Origin of the sequence: Holdemania filiformis (assembly GCF_003459085.1) — a bacterium.
In the GTDB taxonomy this organism is placed as follows: domain Bacteria; phylum Bacillota_I; class Bacilli_A; order Erysipelotrichales; family Erysipelotrichaceae; genus Holdemania; species Holdemania filiformis.
Genome location: NZ_QRUP01000004.1, coordinates 53,471 through 74,106 on the forward strand (window position 1 = coordinate 53,471; position 20,636 = coordinate 74,106).

Genomic DNA, 20,636 nt, shown 5'->3' on the forward strand with positions numbered 1-20,636 from the left:
AGTGGCAAATAACTATTTAGATAAAAATAGCTTAATTTATCTGTGGGGAAAAATCAAGGCTGCTCTAGCGGGGAAGTCCAATACAGATCATACGCACGACTATGCCGGCAGCAGTTCTGCAGGTGGCGCAGCAAACTCAGCGACTAAGCTGCAGACAGCTCGCACAATTGATGGCGTTGATTTTAACGGCACATCAGCGATTGCGCATTTTGGGACCTGCAGCACTGCAGCAGCAACAGCAGCCAAAGTGGTGGCTTGCACAGGCTTTAAGCTGGTCACTGGTGCGCGGATCATCGTCAAGTTTACGATAACCAATACCGTAGCCAATCCAACGCTTAATGTCAATGGCAGCGGTGCAAAGGCAATCCAGTACCGTGGATCCGCGATCAGTGCTGGTTACCTGGCAGCAAATCGGACGTTGGAATTTGTTTATGATGGCTCTGCCTATCAGTTGGTCGGGGATCTGGACACTAACACGACATATGCTGCATTTAAGGCTGCCACAGCTTCGGCCGCTGGAAGTGCTGGGCTGGTGCCAGCTCCGGCTGCTGGTAAACAAGCGAGTTACTTGAGAGGTGATGGGGCATGGGCAGTGCCTCCAGACACCAACACTTGGCGTGGTATCGTTAATAACTTGACCAGCGACAGCACCACAGATTCGTTATCTGCAGCACAGGGCAAGGAGCTTAAGCGGCTTGTGGATAATGCTGGCGCCAAACTCGTTGATGGCTTTACCATCCCCTCAACAGCGACCTGGACGCAGCTGACAGCAGATAACGTGGCTAGTCTGGATCCAGATTACCAAGCAGTGGATCCGGCGCTCAGCTATCCATGGTATACCGATGTGGCGTATACCTGTGGTGCAGATGACATCATTGAGCCGATGTGGCCGGCAAATATCGAGGGCATCGGACCATACATCAAAGTCACAGCCAACAAGCTGCGGATCTATGCCGACAGCAACAAAAACGGGACTGCACTTACCGCATTTAAGTGCAAGAAAGGATGAGGAAAATGAACTTTTGCAGAAATTTATTACCAACAGGGAAAAATCCTTTAAAAATTGAAGAAGCAGCTTGCACCGTTCAGAATAACAGAAATAGTGGTGTTGTAGTAACTTTTCCAAAAGGATACTATCAGTTTAAAATATCTTATTCCTACCAGCAGTTTGATAATTCCAATGAAGGCATATATTATCGAGATTCGACTGGTAAAGGACATCAGATTGGCGCGATGTATGCTGGGAGGTATGAGCAGAGTCCAGGATATACAGTAATGAATTTGATTTTGGATATCTCTCTGTTTGAAACACCAGAAGCGCTGAAAAATAAAACTTCTTTTAGCCTTTATTTCTCGCCGAACAGTCGTGATCCGCACTTCAATTCTTTTTCTGCAGAAGGACTCAGAAGAGTTGGGGGGGGGGTAAGAAATCCCCTTTATTTAAAGGCTTTTTTGCACCTCTGCGCTCTGAAAAGAGGTGGCTGGTAATGGGATTTAGTCGTAATATCCTACCGGCTGGAAACAAGTCACCTTATCCCGCTGGATATGAATTGAAGAAAGGGACACTGTGTACTGGATCCGCTACAATCACAGCAGCTATGCTCAAAGGTTGCATTCCTCTTTCGGTAAAGGTTACAGGAACAACAGGAAATGGGACGGTAGCCTCACGACCCATGATAACAACCAATCTCGGCAGCGTGCAAATTTATAACGTTGGATATTCTGGCAGTGGAATGTATTCGGGTCCGGTAAACGGTGTTTACGACCTTGAGATGATGTTTGAAGATTTTTTAAATATTACCCAAGTAAGCTTCGATGATAATCTGTATGGGTTGTATAACAGGTCAATAACGGTTGTTAAGTGGTTGGAGCCGAAGGGCGGTGCAAATAATGCCTAATTTCAGTCGTAACATTATTGCTACCGCTAGTTTTAAGCAGCTGATCACCAAGATTAAGCCAACCCGTGTAGCAGCTACTTTTAGCTCAACCGGCAGCACTGTTGGAGGAGGCACGCGTACGTTTTTATCTCCGGAGTTTCCGAAGGCCATACCGATTACTTATGATTTTAGATCACGGATTTACAATGGCGGGGCGACTGCTGGTGATACTCAGACGCTAACAGTTTATTTTCTGATCGGTGATACATGGGTGCAGCAATTTACCCAGAGCCTATATCGCACAAACCGCGATTGTACCATCTCTAAAAGTTTCACAAACCTTGATCCATCGTTTAAGGTTCGGCAGATCAAAGCTGTATTACATTTTGGAGATAACAATTTTGTTCAGCTTGATTGCGGGATAAGTGTCAGGGTCGAAGTATAAAGATTGGAGGGATAACATGGACTACACCTCACCTGCTGACCTCTGCTCATGGGCAGAGCAACAGCTCAGTCGTAAGACCATCTACCAGCTCGGCGGGATTGGACGCTACGACTCATCGGGCCGCCGGGTATTTGATTGCGTGGGCTTAATCAAGTGCTTTTTATGGCACGATTACGGTCCGGGCAATACCAGCTACTACGGCAAGACAGCACCGGATATCAATGCCGATCAGATGTACGCTAGAGCGACGGACAAAGGCTCGATCAGCACGATCCCAGACATCCCAGGGCTGCTGGTCTGGCAGCCGGGTCACATCGGGATCTACATCGGCGGCGGGCAGGTCATCGAGGCGACAGCCAAACGCTGGGGTTCTATCGGTGGCTGCGTCGTCAAGTCACAATTTATCAACAAGTCCGTGGCGATGTACCGCGGCACATGGACACACTGGCTCAGGTGTCCTTTTTTAATTTACGAGGAGGGATCTAAAATGTATTTAAAACCAGGGTATCAGAGTATTGCCTGGCAAGGTCAGACGATCCATGTCTATAAGCGTAGGGATGATCAAGATATCGGCTTGATGTCTGCCGGCGGGGATAAGGTGCTTAAGACTATTGACAAAATCGACGATGATCACATCCATCATTGCAAGGTCAACTGTAGCTACTTTGTCATGTCTGGCTCAGAGCGTGGCACCGTCTGCGGTCGGCACCAGGGCTTTACAGCTGATGGTCGGCCGGATCAGAGCGAGTGGTTGGATGTGGTCGTGACTAAAGATAACAAGCTGATCGCTGGCGATCTGGCTAGTTGGGAATACCCGGGAGATGAGGTCAAGGTAGGTTATAGTCCGGCAGTGATCCTGATGTTGGAGGGTAAGGATGTGACGAGGGTCTCCAGCGGCTCCGGACAGAGCAAGTACAGCACCGCCAATACTCAGACGTTACACATGCGAGACGCTGATGGCGTTGACGTCTTTGCAGTTGTCTCTGGTAAGCTCAACGGCATCGCCTGCCGCCAGTTTGCTAAAGCCTATGGGATGACTTACTGCGCAATGCTGGACAGCGGTGGCAGCTCTCAGATGATTGTGGACGGTACTAAAAAAGTCTATACGGGTCGGGCATTGCCTAATGTGCTGACGTTTTACAAGACCGAGGCACAGGCAGAGCCCGATCCGCAACCAGAGCCAACGCCAGAGCCTGCTGACGGGCTGTCCGTTGTGGTGGACTCTGTGGGCCTGAGGGTACGCAAAACGCTGTCCTTTACCAACGGCAGAGCGTCTGGCGAGATCCTGGCAACGATCCCGATCGGTGGTACTGCAAAGCTGATCCGATTTTTACCTGGGATCAAGCCAGACGGCTACCAGTGGGTAGAGGCGGAGTATAACGGGATCCGTGGGTACTGCCAGTATGACTCGCGTTGTTATTGGATTAAAGAGGAGGACTAAATCAATGCAGGAAATAAAAACCGAAACAGGATCCGTAATCATTGATGGAAATACATCAGATGGATACCACACATTTAACGAACTATATCATCATCGGGCTGTCTTGTTTGCAAGAATCTGTAAAGACCATCCTGAGATTGCGTGGAAGGCTAAAAAACATAGCGACGGGACGATGTTCGATAAAATGTTCATCGTCGGAATTGATACACCGGAGGGGCAATATTCGTATCATTATGATTTAGATCCATATTGGGATATGTTTGATGTTCAAGAACTGCCAACAGCTCCAAAGTGGGATGGTCATGAACCGTCTGATATTATGAGAGTTATGAGTATTTAGAGGAGGAATAAATTATGGAAATCACAGAAATCATCACTCAGTTTTTAATGCCGCTGGTGCTCGCCGGTTGTTATGCGATCGGCGCAGCGCTCAAGTCTACGGAGCATTATCCAGATAAGTACATCCCAGCTACTATGCTGCTCATCGGCGCGGTGCTGGCTCCACTGATCACCGGCAATTGGTCAGCGGAAATCATTATGATCGGCGCGATCTCCGGCTGGGCGTCTACCGGTCTCAATCAGACGATTAAGCAGCTGTCGAGCAAGGAGTAAGCCCCATGACAGAGTGGGGAGTAGTCGGGGTTATCATCGCCGTTGTTGGCTTGTTTTTTACAGTCGGCAAGCCGGTGATCAACCTCAATACCAGTATCACGAAACTAACGGTAACCGTCGATCGGTTACAAAAGGATTATGATGATCTCAAAAAGCGAGCTCATGAGGAGGTCAGCGACCTGGCTGTTAAAAACTCTGACAGTCATCGCCGGATCCACGACAAGCTTGACGATCATGAGCAGCGGATCACAGATCTGGAGCATGGCCTTTAAATAGCAAATACCCCGACTTCTATCAGGAGGCCGGGGCTTTTTATTATGCCTATATATAATAAGGTTAGAAATATCATGCCACAATCGTGCCACGCAACAAAAAAGCCCTTTACTAAGGGCTTAAATCGTCATGGAGCAGATGAGCGGAATTGAACCGCCGTGTCGACCTTGGCAAGGTCGCGTTCTACCATTGAACTACATCTGCGTAAATACTGGAGCGGGTGAGGAGAATCGAACTCCCGTAGCAACCTTGGGAAGGTTGTGTTCTGCCATTGAACTACACCCGCATTCAACTTATTCCCAAGTGCTTACTTATTATAGCATAATTTAAAAAAAATGAAGTCCTGAATTTTAAAAAATCAAAAAAAATTTGTGAAAAGAGGAAAATCTGGATAAAAATTGAAATGTGAGATTATATTCATTTCTCACATAGTAAGGCCGAAAAATAGAAAAAAGGGTCATTTTATGAAAAAAAAACAGAAATTTTCATAAATTTTATAAAAAAAACGGAAAAAAGTAAAAATATTTTGATTTTTCGCAAGGCTTTTTTAAAATTACCGCAATATTAGTAGTGTAAGCGAAAGGAGAGTGTTTATGAAAGAGATATTTCAAGAATACGGAGGATTAATCATCGCGGTAATTCTGGTCGGCCTGTTGATAGCTTACATCACAATGGCTGATACTGGATTTGCGGCGCAGCTGACCAGCGGGATCAGTAAGACCGTTGGGAACTTGCTGGATTTAGGACAGCATTACACACCGTCGATATCGTAACCCACAGAAGGAAAGCGCGGTGCTTTCCTTTCTTTTCACTAAAAAGAAGGAGGAATAACAATGAGCCAATCCGTCAAGATTTATGGGCTGATTTTTCTGGCCTGCGTATGTCTGTTATTATTTCTGGATTTCGACCGCAAGTTGATCATGGAGGATTCGTTATTTGAAAGCGTGCGGACGACGCAGTTATCGGTTATGGACGAATCGCTGAACCGCGGAGATCTGATTGTCAATCATCATCTGACGGTCAATAAAAACAGAGTGATGCGGCTGTGGAATGAGAAAATCGCGGAGAATCACAGCACGTTGTCACAGCTGGAAGTGCGGTTTGTCGATATCCATGAGGATCCGGCGGCGATCGCCGTGTCCGTGCGTGAGTCTGGAAAAGCGGCGATGACCGCAGAAATGGATTCGCAGTATGATAATGTCGTCATTATCGAAAGAAACGAGGGGGCAGAATGAAGAAATTGAAGCTTTCCAGTTCTTTTATTCAGCGGTATCGGCTGCTTCTAACGCTGATACTGACGTTGGTTGTAGGCTTGTGCGGTTATAAGGTGTATGAAACGACGGTGCAGGCAGCCATCGATCCCGTGCTGATTCCCGTTGCGGCACGCTATTTAAAATCCGGTACGGTGATTCAGCGGGAAGATATTCAAATGATCGAAGTTCCGCGGCCGGTTGTGCTGGAAGGGGTTGAAAAAGATCCGGAGTTGCTTCTGGGGCAGGCGGTCGACACCTACAATGCCATTGCGGAAGGATCTCTGTTTTATGAAGCGCTATTGATTCCCAAGGAGGAGCTTCACGATGTTTCTGCTTTTCCGTTGCTGGAAAATGAAGCGGCGGTGACGATTGATGCCGATATCAAGACGTCCTATGCCAATTCCATTTTGCCGGGTCATCAGATTGATTTGTATTTTCAGGGCTATGCGACCCAAGCCGATGAATCTGAAAAACGGGTGTTGTACGGGCAGCTGGTGTCGCAGGCACGGGTGATCGCGGTCCGCGACAGCACGGGAAAGAACATCGACGCACAGTCGGATAAGGCGACCAGCGTCATCGTCGTCGCGCTTGCCTATGAAGATGCGGATCTGGTTCAGCGGGCAAAATTCTTCGGCACGGTGCTGCCGATGGTAACTTATGGTTCGCTGAATCCGGAAAGTCAGGCTGAAGATTTCTATGATATCGCGAAAATGCGCGAGCTGCTTTATCAGAAAACAATCGACGTCAGTCTGGTTAAAGAGGCGCTGGAAGATGAGTGAAACGCGGATATTTGACAAAATTGATTTCGGCGTCCTCAGCGATTTGCTGGTCCAGGAAGATATCCGCGATATCAACTGTCTGAATCACAATGAAATCTGGGTGACTTCCAATCATCATGGACATTATCGCCTGACGGACCGGTCGATTCAGGAAACGGAAATCAATCGCATCGCCAACCAGGTTGCCAACAAGATGGAAAAGGAATTCAACCCCGGCAGTCCTTGTCTGGAAGGGGATATCCATGATGCCGATCTTGATTTACGCGTCAGTGCGATTCATGAGGAGCTTTCCGTCAGCGGCGTGACGTTGGCGCTGCGTAAGGTTTCCCGCGCCAGTATGTTAAGCGAGGATTATTTAGTGGAAAGCGGATTCATCACACGCCCGGCGCTGCAGTTTCTGATTCGCTGCATTCGATACCGCTGCAATATGATCTTTGTCGGTGAAACCGGAAGCGGTAAAACGGAATTCTTAAAATTTCTGGCGACCTATATTCCTGTCGATCAGAGAATCGTGACGATCGAAGATTCGTTGGAATTCAATATTAAGGAAATTCATCCTGAAGCTTCGTGCAGTGCGTTCCGGGTGCGTCCGGGATTTGATTATTCGGCGATCATCGCGATGGCGCTGCGTCAGAACGTGAACTGGATTCTGCTTCAGGAAGCCCGCGGAAAAGAAGTTGATGATTTGCTGGATGCGATGTCGACCGGACATACCGTGCTGACGACCATGCATACCCGCGGTGCCGATACCGTCACGACCCGGATTAAGCAGATGATGAAAAACGACGCGGAGTCGATGAGCTCGCTTGAGATGCGCGTTTACTCTCTGGTCGATCTGGTAGTACATCTGAAAAAAGAAACCGGGAAACAGGGTATTGTCCGCAGTGTCGATGAAATTATCGAATATCTCTACGATCCGAAAAGCCGTCAATGTACGCAGCATGTTCTGTATCGGGCCCGCACCGGACGGCTGAACCGCTGTTCGCCAGAGCTGCAGCGCCGGTTAGGCATGACGGAAACCAAGGAGAAGAAATCATGCGCGGAATGAAAATCTTGTTTCTGGTGCTGGGCTTTTGTTACAGCGCCGTCGTGTTCAAACTGGATCGAAGTGACGGACAACGGTTTCTAGAAACCCGAGCCATGCGGAAACTGAAAGAAATCTCATATTTTGGATTGATTCGCAGAATTGAAATTCTGGGCGGACATTATCCTGCCGGTCAGTATGCAAGCCAGGCGGCGATTTTGGGAACACTCTGCGGTTTATTGTGTTATGCAACGACCGAGCATTGGTTTTATTCAGCCGTCATCGCCTCCCTGGCGGTCTTCTTTCTGCCCTCCTTTTTCTATATGAATCTGAAACGCTTGGCTCAGGAGAAAGAAGAAAAGGAAATGCTGACGTATGTATCGACGGCGATTCTTTACATTCGGGAAGATAAAAACAGTCTGCGGATTTTGAAAGACTGCGCGGCGCTGGTGGAGGCTCCGCTGAAGAAAGATCTTGAGCTTTGCGTGGGGCAGATTGAAGCCAATTCCGATTTTGCTCAGGCACTGGATGATTTAGAAAAGAAATACGAATATTCGCAGGTCCGTAATCTTCATTTGTTATTGAAAGGTAAAAAAATCGAAGGCGGACGCAACGAACAGCTTGTGGATTATCTGTTTGACAATACGGAGAAGAGTGAACTGCTGATCAACGATTACCGGCAGAAGAAGGCTGCCGGCCGTTCGGTATTTTACTTTATGATGATTTTAAACCTGCTGGCAGCGCTCGTAATGAAAAAAATGTTCCATTCTTCCATGTATGTTAATCTGACGACGGAGACATTCCGCTTCTGTATCTTTCTGTTTTATTTGCTGAACGCGGCGACGCTGTTCCTGTATGAATCCTGGTGCAGCCGCAACGACAAGCTGGAATAGAGGTGAATTTATGGGATTGATGTTAGCGCTGATGCAGCTGAGTGCATTGAGCTTATGGGGAATGTGGTGCTATCAGGCGGGCCCGTTTGTTTCAGAAACGGCGGCGCTGTTAGACCGCTGGATGGAATCAGATTACGCGTTTTACTGTGAAAAAACGGGGAAGGGATCACCGCGAGAGCGCATGCTTAAACGAATTCTCTACGCCTTCACCGCCGGCCTGGTTATTCTGGCGATAAAGAAAGGAACGCTGGATATGTTTTCGCTGGTCAGCGCGGTCTTGACGTCTGCCGCAGTTTATCTTGGCGATCGGCTTCGTTTGAAGATGATTTATATCCAGCTGCTGAGTCAGGCTAAAAAAGAATTTCCCTACTATCTGAATCATCTTGCGATTTTGATTCAAAACAATCCGGTTCCCAATGCGATTGAGAAGTCGATCCGGCAAGCACCGGCAATTTTTCAGGAAGACCTGCGGGTTTTAGCGCATGAAATTCATACGCAGGGCTCAGATCTGCGGCCTTATTTGAAGTTTGCTCAGCGTTTTTCGCAAATCGACGATATCGGGAGGATTATGCGGACGTTGTTCAGCTTGTCGATCACTTCGGAAAACCGTGAGCTGATCTTAACAGCGTTTTCTAAAATTGCGAATGAAAAGATTCAGGGCGCCCGCCGGATCGAGCTGCAGCGCCGGATTGAAAAACAAAATATGATTCCCTACGTTTTGTTTCTATGGCTTGGCTTTGTAATTTTGAATATGATTGCTTCAATCCGTTTTTTCTGAAAAAAGGAGGAGAAGAATGGGTAAGGGTGTAGAAATTTTCGGCGGCTTATTTGTGTTTACCTTCTGTGTGCTGCTGATCCCGCAGATGCTGGCCTTCGCGGTCGGTTATAAAACGATCAATGAACTGACAAGCTCGCTGGTGGAAATCATCGAAGTTCACGATGGGCTGACGGAGCCAGCCAGACAGGAAATTGAAGCCTGGAAACAACGAGCTCCGGAAGTGACGGTAGAAACAGAAAGACAGCTTCAGGATCAGCGGTGTACCTATAAGGTGACGGGAAAGCTGCAGATTGAAATTGCGTTGATCGGCTTGAAAACCGAACTGAAGGCTTCGAAAACAACGAAGCGGGTGATCTATTGAAAACGCGGAGAAGTTTAATTTTGTTGATTCTATTCAACCTGATTTTGAGCATGACCGCGATCCGGGCGGATTGTACGGTAATGTTGTTTTATTCAGTCAAGGAATGGGTCGGTCATCAGGATTTTTGGGATAGCGAATTCACTGCTGATCAGCAGATGATGATCAATTCCCAGCAGATCACGGCGCAGTTTAACGCGTTGGGGACTTTTTCTTATCCGAAGCGTACAAGCTGGGAAGTGCTGGCGGGTTTAAAAACACTTACCGTCAGCGGAAATGAAAATCCGGACGATCCTAATTTTATCTCTGCACATTTTGGCAAACCGATAAAAATCAGGAACTTACAGCTTGAGGCTCAGGGCTGGAACGGGGCAGGGGAAGTGCTTGAGAAGTCGGTTTGGATCAACGCTGAAATGAACTGGGTAGACGGCCGGGCGGAGCTGACGGCCGGGGAAAAGGTGCTGAGTACAAAAGAGAAGCGGATTACTTTACAACTGGATGATCGTGAAGTAAGCAATCTTTATGTGGTTTTTGAGGAAAGCGGCCCCCAGTGTCACTATGAATTAAGCTATTTTCAAATCCCGGATTACGCAGTGAAGGAGCATGTGCGCTGGACACCGGAAAAAATTGAGGATACGGATATCCGGCAGGTTACGGTTTGTCTGGATGGGGGAACCTACGATCCTGACGGTACGCAGGGCGTATGGAAAAAGGAAAGTGCCGGCGTGTTCACGCCGTCGACTTCGCTGTTTGTTCAGCAGGAAGCGGAAATTCAGAATCAATCTGATTTCTATGATTACGGCCGCGGCGGATCGATCCCGGCGTATGCGAATCCAGAGGTGATTAAAGGTCTGGACAGCTATTCCAATCAAATCAGCGGCTGGTACACGGAGGAACAAGGCGGCGGTTTCCGATACCGCTATTATTCTTATGGGTCGAAAGGAAAAGCCTGGCCCTGGATTGAGACCAGTCCTGGCTGGGGTGTGCAGTACACAGCGAATCCAATTTACTGGTCTCAACAGAGAAATCTGCCGAATCAGATCTGGTCGAGCGAGGATGCCGGCTGGTGTCAGCATACAACAGGCAGCCGCAGTACGCCTTGTTATAAGTATGAAGGACATAGCTCCAATTCGCGCTTGAATTCATACGATGTCACTGTCGTCACCTATAAAAATCTGTACGATCCGCAAGAGCATTGGATCACGGAGACCGGATATACGCTGCTGAACACCGTAACGGGTCAGCGCGATGATTTGGGGCAATCCGACGGATCTCCGTTTATTTATTCGCTGGACCAGTCCGGACTGTGGCAGATCGAAGCGCGGCTGCAAGATGAAGCGGGGAATACGGCGGCTGTGACCTCGGAGATCTTTTTCATTGACAATACGCCGCCGACTGCTTCTTTTGATCCGCAAGGCGGGGAAAACTGGCTGAATCAGCCGGCTTCGGTCAAAGTTACCGCATTTGACGAACACTCCGGTGTAAAACGCTGGCGCTGGGCTTTATCCCTCGACGGCGGTCTGCATTATGGCCGCTACAGCGAGTGGCTGCCGGCGCAGTCAACCGTGCTGACGTTGGATCAGAACGGCTTGAACAGGATCAAAGTGGAAACAGAAGACCAGGCAGGCAACCGCGGCATAACGCTTTCTGATCTGTACAAAATTGATCGTCTGCCGCCGCAGAGCGAACGCAGCTGGATTGAAGACGAGTCGGGAAAAATTCTGGCCGAGGACGGGCAGGTATTTACGAATTGGGTTAATGGAGAGGCTCGGCTGAGCGTCCATACAGGCCAAGTTAAAGATCAGCCGGCTGTATTTAACAGCGGCGTTGATTCTGTAACAGCGGATGCACCGCAAGGTGAAATGACCTTGAATGAACAGGATGGAGTCTGGTCGGCGCCCCTGATCAACGATAAGGAAGGCCGGCAGACGTTGACGCTGACGGCCTGCGATCACGCGCAAAACTGCGCTGCTCTGGCGACATTGGAGTGGCGCGCTGATCGGCATGGCCCGCTCATCAGCTGGACATGTACGCCGGAAGACTGGACGAATACAGAGGTTTTAGTTCAGGTCCGGGCTGAGGATGAATTGAGCGGGGTTAAGAATGTAACGACTCCGCAAAAACAGGTGGAAGGCGCTGCCGCGCAGTTTACGGTCAGTGAGAATGGAAATTATTCCGTTTTGTCACAAGACCATGCGGGAAATATCTCGACGGTTGACATCCCGGTCGGCAATATTGATAAGCAGCCGCCATGGGCAGTCTTTGATCCCTCGGAAGGGGAAACTGACGAAAGGGCCATCACTGTATGGATTACGCCGCAGGACGATTTAAGCGGGATAAAGCGCTGGCGTTATCGAGTTACCTATGACGAAGGCCAGTCCTTCATTAAAACATCCGCCTGGTTTGATCATGACAGTCCGCAGGCAATTGAACTGACGATGGCGGGAAAATGCCAGATTGTCGTTGAGACCCTCGACCGTGCAGGCAATGAAGGAACGTCCATCTCCGGCTATTACCAACTCAACGAAGGCGATGCGGCTGCCGGTCAGCTGTTAGCGCCCGCGGCCCATCCTGGCGAAACAGAATACGCATCGCTTCGCGCGGTGTGCGAGGGCTGCAATCCGCAAAAGCAACAGACGGTCACTGTCTGGCTGCAGGATGAGGTTATTCTTGAACAAACACTGCCGGCATTGCCGGAACAAACAGTTAGAATTCCATTTGAACTGAATTCACAGACGGGCATTCTGCGCGCCAGGGTTGATTACGAACTGGACAACGATCCTGACAATAACGAATTATGTCTGGAAATTGGCACGATCTCTCGGCAATTTCAGCAAACAACGGAAGAACAGCTGGAATTTAACGGCGCGGTCATGTTCGCGGTCAGTCAGGGTGAAGAACAGAGAAGCTATCAGGAAATGCTGACATTGGTCAGCCCAAAAACGGATCACACGTATTTTGCGGGAGAAGGAATTGAAGCCGGTATTCAATATCATTATGTTAACGAATGCGCCGCCGTTATTAACTGGGCATGCAAACCGGATACAGCGCTGATCAACGTAGAGGCAAAAGCGATTTTTAATCAGGGGGCGCTGCCGGTGCGGGAAAAATACGCGGCGGGCGGGAATTACGAAATTCCGCTGCAAAGACAGGGCGACAGTCTGATTTTGCCGATGATGTGGGCAAGCCAATATGAAGGCCTGATTAACGATGAACCTGTTTTTGATAAGCTGGATGAAGACGATCAAATCCTGGAAGCCGGACATCGATGGTATACGGATCCTCTGAAAGAACCTGGAGAATTGCTTTATACGCTCCAGGGTGAAAAAGCGGGAATAAATGAATTTTCGTTTAAAATCCTGCGAGCCGCCCTCATTGATTGTCGTTTGAAAGATCAGTACCGGATTAAATTTGCGGACCCGCAAGACCCGCAGACTTTCGATACTCCGCTATGGCGGCCGTATCTTGACTGGTTTGCGCAGCTGACGGGTAAATCTGCGCTGGCGATTAAAAATCTGGAAGGCGGGGCGGACGAATAATCGCAGCGGTAAAGTTTTGGTAAGACAGAGCTTCGTTGCAGTCAAAACAAATTAAAAGCGAGCCCAGCTCGCTTTTAATAGCGTTTAATAATCTTAATCGTTACGGAACATTTCCGATAGGAACCAGTTTCATCATTGCATCCGGTCGGCTGTGTCCGTTCAATACACTCTTTGTGTTTTTGAAAAATAACGGTTCGCGGACGGCAGGCAGGATCGCAATCATCCGGGCAGTTGTCTTCATTGCAGTCACAGTCACACTCGCAGTCGCAGTCATTATCGCAATCACAATCTAAATCACAGTCACAATTGCAATCACAATCACAGCTGCAATCGCAATCGCAGTCACATCCGCTGCCGCCGGTTTCGCCGCCAGTTTCACCGCCGGTACAGCCTGTATCACATCCGCATCCGCAGTTATTTCCTCCGCAACCACAGCCTTGATTTCCGCCGCAGTTGCCATTGTCGCAGCGGCAGCCGTCGTCGCAGTCATCTTCGCAGCAATGATATACGACTTCATTCTCTGCCTGGATCTGGTCTTCAGGCGTGTCCCAGCCGTCGTCGTCAAACAAAATTCGCGGCTGTACTCTTTCCTTTCGCTGGTGTACCTTGATGTTAAGTTGTTCCATAGGCTAATCCTCCCTTGTTCAGTATCAGTGTATTCCAGCTTCGACAAGACGTTCCGAAATAATCACGCGGGCGGACAAGAGAATCAAGCGGTCAGCGGATTTCAGTGATGCAAGGGGATGGATCGGAAACAAGTTTCGCAGCATTTCAGGTTGGCGTATAGCAAGCATATCCGATTTCACAGGTTAACGAAAAGGATTTTAACCTTATCGTAAAGCTGACCAATTGATAGATCATCACCGCGGCGTCGGCGCAGTCATCTTTGTTCCGATTTCGTTAATTCATGAGTCGCCGGTTGGCGGTGATCACTTTGTCAATACAAAGGAGACTGAAAAGGATTGCGGTCATTCCTGATAAACCATGCCGACCCGGAAGAAGGGGCGATCAGGCATTGTCAACTTCCAAAAGATATTCATGATGCCGGCTGGCTCTTCCTGTTTTTTTGTTTGCGGCTATCCGGCTTTCTTTCCAACTGAAAGCTCACTGGGAACGCGAACAGTTTTAAGACCTCAAAAATTTTTGAAAAGCAACTTAGAAACAGAATCCAGCCGGATTTACTATCGCAAAGCACATCCGACTTCGAGACTGGTCTGTAAGGATCCGATGTTTTTTTTATTTGCTTTCATATCTCGAAAATGAAAAATTTACAATTTATGAAAAAGTTTTATTTTTTGCTTGACAACCCCCACTCTGCGCTGTAAACTGGGATTAATCAAAATCGATGAACAGAAGAGTAATCATGAAAGCGGTCGAAAGCGAGCGAACGAGGGTGTAAGGTTCGCGGCCAAGGCATGATGAAGCGCATCTGGGAGATGGAATTCTGAACAAAATAGGAATTCACGTGTTTCCGCGTTAAGGATTGAGGGGGTTGGCATTAACTGTCAGCAACTAGAATGGTACCGCGATCAATCGTTTCTAGAATGTTAGAAACGATTTTTTTATTACTGCGGACTTAGTCTATTGCGGCTGTTATCGGCATACCCTACGCCTGCGGAGTTTCATCTCCGCGGTCAAACAAGTAAAGGAAGGGAAAGAAAATGAAGAAGCTAGGAATGATTCTCTGCGCGGCAATGCTCATGCTGGTCAGCGCATGCTCCAGCGGCAATGGAGGCGGTTCAGCTGCAACGACAACCGGAACGGATCCGGAAAATCTGAAAGTCGCGATCGGCGGACAGATTACAACCTTAGATCCAGGGTTAAGCACAGAAACCGTCAACAACTATGTTTTGCGGCATACCACAGCCGGTCTGTTCCGTCAGGATGAGGAAAACAACATTGTCAACGATCTGTGCGAAAGCTACACCGTTTCTGACGACGGCCTGACCTACACCTTTAAATTAAAAGAAGGTGTTATCTGGAGCGATGATCAGCCGCTGTCGTCTAAAGATTTTGAATATGCGATTCTGCGAAATTTGACTTACGGCGCGGAAAATTCATGGGCTGTTTACTACCCAAGCTCTTATTTGAAAGGCGCGGAAGAAATTCTGGCTGACGACACATTTGATCCGGAAAACGACACGATTGAGGGAATTGAAACACCGGATGATCAGACTCTGGTTCTGAATTTGAAGAAACCTTGCGCCTGGTTCCCGCAGATGCTGACCAACAACGTCTGGAAGCCGCTGCGCGCTGATTTCGCTACGCAGCATGATTCCTTGTGGGCGCTGAAACCGGGCTATCCGTCAGTGGGCGCTTATGTATTGAAAGAATGCAATGAAAATGAAAAAGCAATCGTTGTGAAAAATGATAAATATTATGACGCGGATTCCGTTACGATGCCGCAGATTACATTCTTGGTCATGAGCGATACAGATGCCCAGGCTCTGGCGTTTAAGAACAACGAAATTGATATTGCGCTGTCGATCACTCCGACATTAGCTGAAACTTATTCCAATCCGGGTGAAATCTGGAATAAACCGGATGTTTCCAACTACTTCCTGGCCATCAATTCCGGTTCCACAGGTCCGGAAACAATGCAGAATGTCGATGTCCGCCGCGCGTTAGCTCTGGCTATTGATAAGGATGCGCTGGTCACCGCGGTAGGCAGTTCCGAATATTACAAGGTTCTTAACGGCTACATCCCGGAAGGCTTAGCCGGAGCAGAAGGCGACTTCCGTTTGGAGGAAGACGCAAAGGAAAAATATTTGGAATATGATCCGGAAGAAGCGAAAGCCCTGTTGGCCAAAGCAGGATATGATGAAAGCAATCCGCTGAAGCTGACTTACAAATATTCGCAGACCCAGCTGCATGCCGATGTTGCGCAGATTCTGCAGCAGATGTGGCAAAATGTAGGCATTGACTGCGAACTGACCGTGGTTGAATCCGGCGTCTTCTATGATCAGATCGATAACGGCGACTTCGAAATCTGCCGCTATGGCTACAGTGCGGGCGATGATCCGTCACAGTATCTGAGCTTATGGACAACCGGCCAGCAGGTTGTTGCCGCGGTGGACGATCCAGCTTATGATAAGATGGTCGATGAAGCGGGATATCTGGTTGATCACACAGAATACATGAACGCGCTGCACGCGGCTGAACGGTATCTGGTTCAGGAAATGGTCTATGTTATTCCGCTGTTCAATTACAATACGCCATGTTTGTTAAAAACCAATGTCAAGGGTGTCCAGATGTGGGGACTGAACCCGTTCTTCGGCAGCGTTACTGTCGAGGCTGCGGCTGAGTAATCCGAAACGAAGCAAGGATGGATAACACCATCCTTCTTCTTTTTTACAAAGGCTCAAAGTCTAGTTGCAATTAAAACCTGACTTGCGGATGACCCTGCCAAATTCAGATCGGCAATGGGTTTGCAAAGTTTTCCGGCAGGGAAGGCAGTGCTAAAACTCAGTGTTAAATTAGAGGATTAAATAGAAGGAATATTCAAATCATACAGAAGCTCATGAAAATATTTTCATGAAAAATAAAATAATATTTCATGAAAGTGTTGACAATTATTCTCATGGGTGTAAAATTAAGAACAATCCAGAAAGAGAATGGGGGATTCTATATGAAAAAGTGGATAGCCTTAGTTTGTTCCTGTATGCTTCTATTTGCGGGCTGCAGTACAAAAGAAGAAGGAACGGCTGGTTCCGGCCAGACGTCGACACAGGATCCGGTAAAAACAAATGAACTGACCGTCGCGGTCGGGGCACAGTTTACGACCTTGGATCCGGCGTTAAATTCCGAAATCATCAACGGGTATGTTATGCAGCATACTTACGGCACTTTGTTTACTAAGGATGAGGATAACAATCTGATTCCGGATCTGGCGGAAAGCTGTGAAATCAGCGACGACGGCCTGACTTATACCGTTAAATTAAAAGAGGGAATCCAGTGGAGCGACGGTGTTCCGTTAACGGCGGAGCATTTCCGTTATGGAATTGTCCGTGCGCTGACCTATGGCGCTGAAAACGCATGGTCGATTTACAATCTGGTCACGTATCTGGACGGCGCCGCCGCTTATGAAAGCGACGATACCCAGGACGCGGAAAGTCTGCAGATTCCGGGGGTTCAGGCGGTTGATGACACGACGCTTGTATTCCAGCTGACCAAACCCTGTGCTTTCTTTAAAGCCTTGATGAATTCCTACGCTTTCATGCCAGTCCGCGCTGATTTCGCGCCGCAGCATGATTCCACCTGGTCGTTCGCTCCAGGCTATCCGAGCGTCGGTCCTTATATTTTAGAAGAATGCAATGAAAACGATAAGATTATCGTCACCAAGAATGAAAACTATTACCGCGCTGACGAAATCACACTGGATAAGATTACCTTCCAGGTTATGACGGATATGGATGCTCAGGCGCTGGCGTTTAAAAATAACGATATCGACATTGCGCTGCGTGTGAATTCCTCTTTGCCGCTGACTTATGAAAACAAAGAAGAATTGTGGAAGGTTGAAAGTCCGTCCAACTATTTCTTAGTCATCAACAGCGGGCCGACAGGTCCGGAGTGGATGCAGGATGTGCGCGTTCGCCGTGCGCTGGCCTTGGCGATCGATAAAGAAGCGATGGTTACCGCGGTTGGCGATCCTTCTTATTATGTACCGTTAAACGGATATGTGCCGAATGGCTTGAAAGGCGCAGAAAAGGATTTCCGGACGGAAAGCGATGAAAAAGAGAAGTTCCTGGAATATGATCCGGAAGAAGCGAAGAACCTGTTAAAAGAAGCAGGCTACGATGAATCGAATCCGTTAAAGATCACGTATAAGTATTCTCAGACGACGCTGCACGCGGACGTGGCGGCAGTGCTGCAGGGAATGTGGAAAGCGATCGGCGTCGACTGCGAACTGGAAGTTGTCGAATCCGGCGTTTATTACAATCAGATCTTCAACGGCGACTTTGAAATTGCCCGTTACGGTTACACATCCAGCGATGATCCATCTCAGTTCTTAACGTTGTGGACAACAACCCAGCAGCAGACGCCGGCGGTCGATGATCCGGAATATGACAAGATGATGGATGCCGCGACCTATATTGTCGATTATACAGAATACATGGAAGCGCTCCATAACATTGAACATTATCTGGTTCAGGATCAGGTTTACCTCATTCCGCTGTTTAACTATGGCGATCCAATGTTAAAGAAAACCTATGTTAAAAATACGACACATGTCGGGGCGACGCCATTCTACGGCTACTGCACGATCGAAAAGTAATGACTCTTCAGAGGTCTGGCTGTCCAGACCTCTTCCCCTGTGGGGGAAGAAAACAAAGGAAAGAAAAGAATGGAAAATGTTTCAGAAAACAATATGAAACAAATTGACAAGTGACTTAAAAGAAGATAGAATAAAACTATTACAAAAACTTTGGATTCAATCTGTCCGGTCATGCTTGAATCGACAGTTTTTGCAGGAAAGGGGGCTTTTTTATGTTTAAGTATGTATTAAAACGAATCGGCGTTGGAATTCTAACGTTATTTATTCTGGCGACCGTGACCTTTTTTTTGATGAAGATTATACCAGGTTCGCCATTTGCCGGTGAAAACACAAAAATTCCGGCTTCTGTTCAGGAAAAACTGATGGCGAAGTACAACCTGGACAAACCGGTGCTGGAACAATATGTGATTTATATGAAAAGCGCGGTTCAGGGAGATTTCGGCGTTTCGACCTTCCGTAAAGGCCGCAGTGTTAACGAGATCATCGCGATTGGCATGCCGGTAACGGCGAAGCTGGGCTTTGTTTCGTTTGTCATTGCGATGGTCGTGGGAATCACGCTGGGTACCGTCGCAGCGTTTACCAAACATAAGTGGGTTGATAACCTGGTCATTGCCATCGCGACGGCCGGTGTCAGTATTCCAGGCTTTTTGCTGGCGCTCCTCTTAATGATTGTGTTTGGCGTCTGGCTGCACATGTTCCCGATTGTGGGATTATCGAGCTGGAAGCATTATGTGCTGCCGGCAGTTTCCCTGGCGCTCTCACCGATCGCGATGATCGCGCGTCTGACCCGTTCCAGCATGATGGAAGTTATGCGTCAGGATTATATGGTCTTAGCCCGCTCCAAGGGATCTTCACAGCTGAAGGTCATCATCAAGCACGGTCTGAAAAATGCGATGATTCCAGTGATTACCTACGCCGGACCGCTGATCGCCACGCTGATGACAGGTTCATTCGTCATTGAAAGTCTGTTCTCGGTTCCGGGTATCGGCGCGGAATATGTTACGAGTATTTCCAACCGTGACTATACGATGATTATGGGGCTGACGATTTTCTTCGGGGCCTTCATCATCATCGCCAACATCATCACCGATATTTTAAACGCTGTCGTTGATCCGCGGATCAAGCTGGACAGCTAGAAGGGAGCTAGCGATGGAAGAAAAAGAACTGATGCTGGATGACAGCATGTTTGAGCCGCTGGACAGCAGCGAGAAAAACAACGAGTTTATCGCCGTTGAAAGCAAAACCTATCTTCAGGATGCCTGGCGGCGTTTTAAAAAGAATAAGCTGGCTCTGTTCGGATTGATCTTTTTGATCTTAATCACGCTGGCGGCGATCATCATTCCGATGGTTTCCCCCTTCACTTACGACGGCCAGGATCTGGCCAACCGCAACGCTCTGCCGAACATGGTGCATCTGATGGGCACGGACAAGCTGGGCCGTGATATCATGGTGCGCGTCATGTACGGCGCACGGATTTCCCTCACGATTGGTTTTGTCGCCGCGTTTTTGAATCTGATTATCGGCGTTATTTACGGCGGGATCAGCGGTTTTGTCGGCGGCAAGGTCGATATGATTATGATGCGGATTGTCGACTGCATCTATGCGATTCCGTCAATGCTGTATGTCATCCTGATCATGATGATTTTCGGTTCGAATATGTTTTCGGTTTTGCTGGGCATTTCCATTTCCTCCTGGGTCGGTATGGCCCGGCAGGTTCGCTCGCAGATCCAGACGCTGAAGCAGCAGGAATTTTCCATGGCGGCGTTTGTTATCGGCGCCAGTAAGAAGCGGATTCTGTTTAAACATCTGATCATCAACTGTATGGGACCAATCATTGTTTCCGCCACGCTGATGGTGCCGAACGCGATCTTTACCGAATCGTTTCTGAGCTTTATCGGTATCGGCATCAGCGCGCCGCAGGCCAGCTGGGGCACTTTGGCTTCGGAAGCCCGCGGATTGGTTCAGAGCTATCCGGTCCAGATTATCTGGCCGGTCGCCGCGATCTGTCTGACGATGCTGTCGCTGAACTTCATCGGCGACGGCTTCGGCGAAGCGCTGGATCCGAAGAAGAGATAAGGAGGAGAACACC

Annotated in this window: 21 protein-coding genes, 2 tRNA genes and 1 other annotated feature; of the genes, 20 read left to right on the forward strand and 3 right to left on the reverse strand. The window is 48.3% G+C overall.

The window, feature by feature from the left end:
* Position 1 precedes the first annotated feature (1 nt).
* Genes DWY25_RS04650 through DWY25_RS04685 form a run of 8 tightly spaced genes read left to right on the forward strand, consistent with a single transcriptional unit; the run spans position 2 to position 4,647 of the window.
* The gene (locus DWY25_RS04650) at positions 2–1,009 is read left to right on the forward strand and encodes a hypothetical protein (protein ID WP_117894263.1); all 1,008 of its coding nucleotides are present in this window, start codon (positions 2–4) and stop codon (positions 1,007–1,009) included.
* Positions 1,010–1,014: 5 nt separating this feature from the next.
* On the forward strand, positions 1,015–1,488 hold the full coding sequence (locus DWY25_RS04655; RefSeq protein ID WP_117894264.1) for a hypothetical protein: 474 nt from the start codon (positions 1,015–1,017) through the stop codon (positions 1,486–1,488).
* Complete coding sequence (locus DWY25_RS04660; RefSeq protein WP_117894265.1) at positions 1,488–1,898, forward strand: hypothetical protein; 411 nt, start codon at positions 1,488–1,490, stop codon at positions 1,896–1,898. The genes DWY25_RS04655 and DWY25_RS04660 overlap by 1 nt, the downstream gene beginning before the upstream one ends.
* A complete protein-coding gene (locus DWY25_RS04665; protein WP_117894266.1) occupies positions 1,891–2,322 on the forward strand; it encodes a hypothetical protein in 432 nt (143 codons plus the stop codon). Before DWY25_RS04660 ends, DWY25_RS04665 begins: the two co-directional genes overlap by 8 nt.
* A gap of 16 nt (positions 2,323–2,338) precedes the next feature.
* The gene (locus DWY25_RS04670) at positions 2,339–3,763 is read left to right on the forward strand and encodes a hypothetical protein (RefSeq protein ID WP_117894267.1); all 1,425 of its coding nucleotides are present in this window, start codon (positions 2,339–2,341) and stop codon (positions 3,761–3,763) included.
* Between the two features lie 4 nt (positions 3,764–3,767).
* Positions 3,768–4,103, forward strand: a complete 336-nt coding sequence (locus DWY25_RS04675) for a WDGH domain-containing protein (RefSeq protein ID WP_117894268.1) — start codon at positions 3,768–3,770, stop codon at positions 4,101–4,103.
* A 14-nt stretch (positions 4,104–4,117) separates the two neighbouring features.
* Complete coding sequence (locus DWY25_RS04680; RefSeq protein ID WP_117894269.1) at positions 4,118–4,375, forward strand: phage holin family protein; 258 nt, start codon at positions 4,118–4,120, stop codon at positions 4,373–4,375.
* Between the two features lie 5 nt (positions 4,376–4,380).
* Positions 4,381–4,647 (forward strand): hypothetical protein, encoded by a 267-nt coding sequence (locus tag DWY25_RS04685; protein WP_117894270.1) that lies wholly within the window; start codon positions 4,381–4,383, stop codon positions 4,645–4,647.
* Positions 4,648–4,778: 131 nt separating this feature from the next.
* Here the strand turns inward: DWY25_RS04685 and DWY25_RS04690 are convergent.
* Positions 4,779–4,852: transfer RNA gene (locus DWY25_RS04690), tRNA-Gly, on the reverse strand.
* Between the two features lie 8 nt (positions 4,853–4,860).
* A tRNA-Gly gene (locus DWY25_RS04695) sits at positions 4,861–4,934 on the reverse strand.
* A gap of 307 nt (positions 4,935–5,241) precedes the next feature.
* Between DWY25_RS04695 and DWY25_RS04700 the strand changes: the two genes are divergently transcribed.
* Genes DWY25_RS04700 through DWY25_RS04735 form a run of 8 tightly spaced genes read left to right on the forward strand, consistent with a single transcriptional unit; the run spans position 5,242 to position 13,272 of the window.
* Positions 5,242–5,421 (forward strand): hypothetical protein, encoded by a 180-nt coding sequence (locus DWY25_RS04700; RefSeq protein ID WP_006057646.1) that lies wholly within the window; start codon positions 5,242–5,244, stop codon positions 5,419–5,421.
* A gap of 60 nt (positions 5,422–5,481) precedes the next feature.
* On the forward strand, positions 5,482–5,883 hold the full coding sequence (locus tag DWY25_RS04705) for a DUF5411 family protein (protein ID WP_117894271.1): 402 nt from the start codon (positions 5,482–5,484) through the stop codon (positions 5,881–5,883).
* Positions 5,880–6,680: an RcpC/CpaB family pilus assembly protein gene (locus tag DWY25_RS04710; protein WP_006057648.1), complete on the forward strand. Its 801-nt coding sequence runs from the start codon at positions 5,880–5,882 to the stop codon at positions 6,678–6,680. Before DWY25_RS04705 ends, DWY25_RS04710 begins: the two co-directional genes overlap by 4 nt.
* Entirely contained in the window at positions 6,673–7,728 is a 1,056-nt protein-coding gene (locus DWY25_RS04715; RefSeq protein WP_181981697.1) for a CpaF/VirB11 family protein, read from the forward strand. The genes DWY25_RS04710 and DWY25_RS04715 overlap by 8 nt, the downstream gene beginning before the upstream one ends.
* Positions 7,716–8,597, forward strand: a complete 882-nt coding sequence (locus DWY25_RS04720) for a type II secretion system F family protein (protein WP_117894273.1) — start codon at positions 7,716–7,718, stop codon at positions 8,595–8,597. The genes DWY25_RS04715 and DWY25_RS04720 overlap by 13 nt, the downstream gene beginning before the upstream one ends.
* 10 nt (positions 8,598–8,607) lie before the next feature.
* Entirely contained in the window at positions 8,608–9,375 is a 768-nt protein-coding gene (locus tag DWY25_RS04725; RefSeq protein WP_117894274.1) for a hypothetical protein, read from the forward strand.
* A 16-nt stretch (positions 9,376–9,391) separates the two neighbouring features.
* Positions 9,392–9,736 carry a hypothetical protein gene (locus DWY25_RS04730; protein ID WP_117894275.1) on the forward strand — a complete coding sequence of 115 codons (345 nt, stop codon included), beginning with the start codon at positions 9,392–9,394 and terminating at the stop codon, positions 9,734–9,736.
* A gap of 20 nt (positions 9,737–9,756) precedes the next feature.
* On the forward strand, positions 9,757–13,272 hold the full coding sequence (locus DWY25_RS04735; protein WP_117894276.1) for a hypothetical protein: 3,516 nt from the start codon (positions 9,757–9,759) through the stop codon (positions 13,270–13,272).
* 74 nt (positions 13,273–13,346) lie between these two features.
* Here DWY25_RS04735 and DWY25_RS04740 read toward each other — a convergent pair whose 3' ends face one another.
* Positions 13,347–13,898: a hypothetical protein gene (locus DWY25_RS04740; protein ID WP_117894277.1), complete on the reverse strand. Its 552-nt coding sequence runs from the start codon at positions 13,896–13,898 to the stop codon at positions 13,347–13,349.
* Positions 13,899–14,608: 710 nt separating this feature from the next.
* Positions 14,609–14,816: a binding site (T-box leader), on the forward strand.
* A 117-nt stretch (positions 14,817–14,933) separates the two neighbouring features.
* On the opposite strand from DWY25_RS04740, the gene DWY25_RS04745 reads away from it, so the two are divergent.
* The 4 genes from DWY25_RS04745 to DWY25_RS04760 all read left to right on the forward strand — a co-directional run bounded on the left by DWY25_RS04745 (position 14,934) and on the right by DWY25_RS04760 (position 20,623).
* The gene (locus DWY25_RS04745) at positions 14,934–16,580 is read left to right on the forward strand and encodes a peptide ABC transporter substrate-binding protein (RefSeq protein ID WP_117894278.1); all 1,647 of its coding nucleotides are present in this window, start codon (positions 14,934–14,936) and stop codon (positions 16,578–16,580) included.
* Positions 16,581–16,900: 320 nt separating this feature from the next.
* Complete coding sequence (locus tag DWY25_RS04750; protein WP_244925929.1) at positions 16,901–18,547, forward strand: peptide ABC transporter substrate-binding protein; 1,647 nt, start codon at positions 16,901–16,903, stop codon at positions 18,545–18,547.
* A gap of 212 nt (positions 18,548–18,759) precedes the next feature.
* Complete coding sequence (locus DWY25_RS04755) at positions 18,760–19,683, forward strand: ABC transporter permease (RefSeq protein ID WP_117894280.1); 924 nt, start codon at positions 18,760–18,762, stop codon at positions 19,681–19,683.
* A gap of 13 nt (positions 19,684–19,696) precedes the next feature.
* Positions 19,697–20,623 carry an ABC transporter permease gene (locus DWY25_RS04760; protein ID WP_006057660.1) on the forward strand — a complete coding sequence of 309 codons (927 nt, stop codon included), beginning with the start codon at positions 19,697–19,699 and terminating at the stop codon, positions 20,621–20,623.
* Positions 20,624–20,636 lie beyond the last annotated feature (13 nt).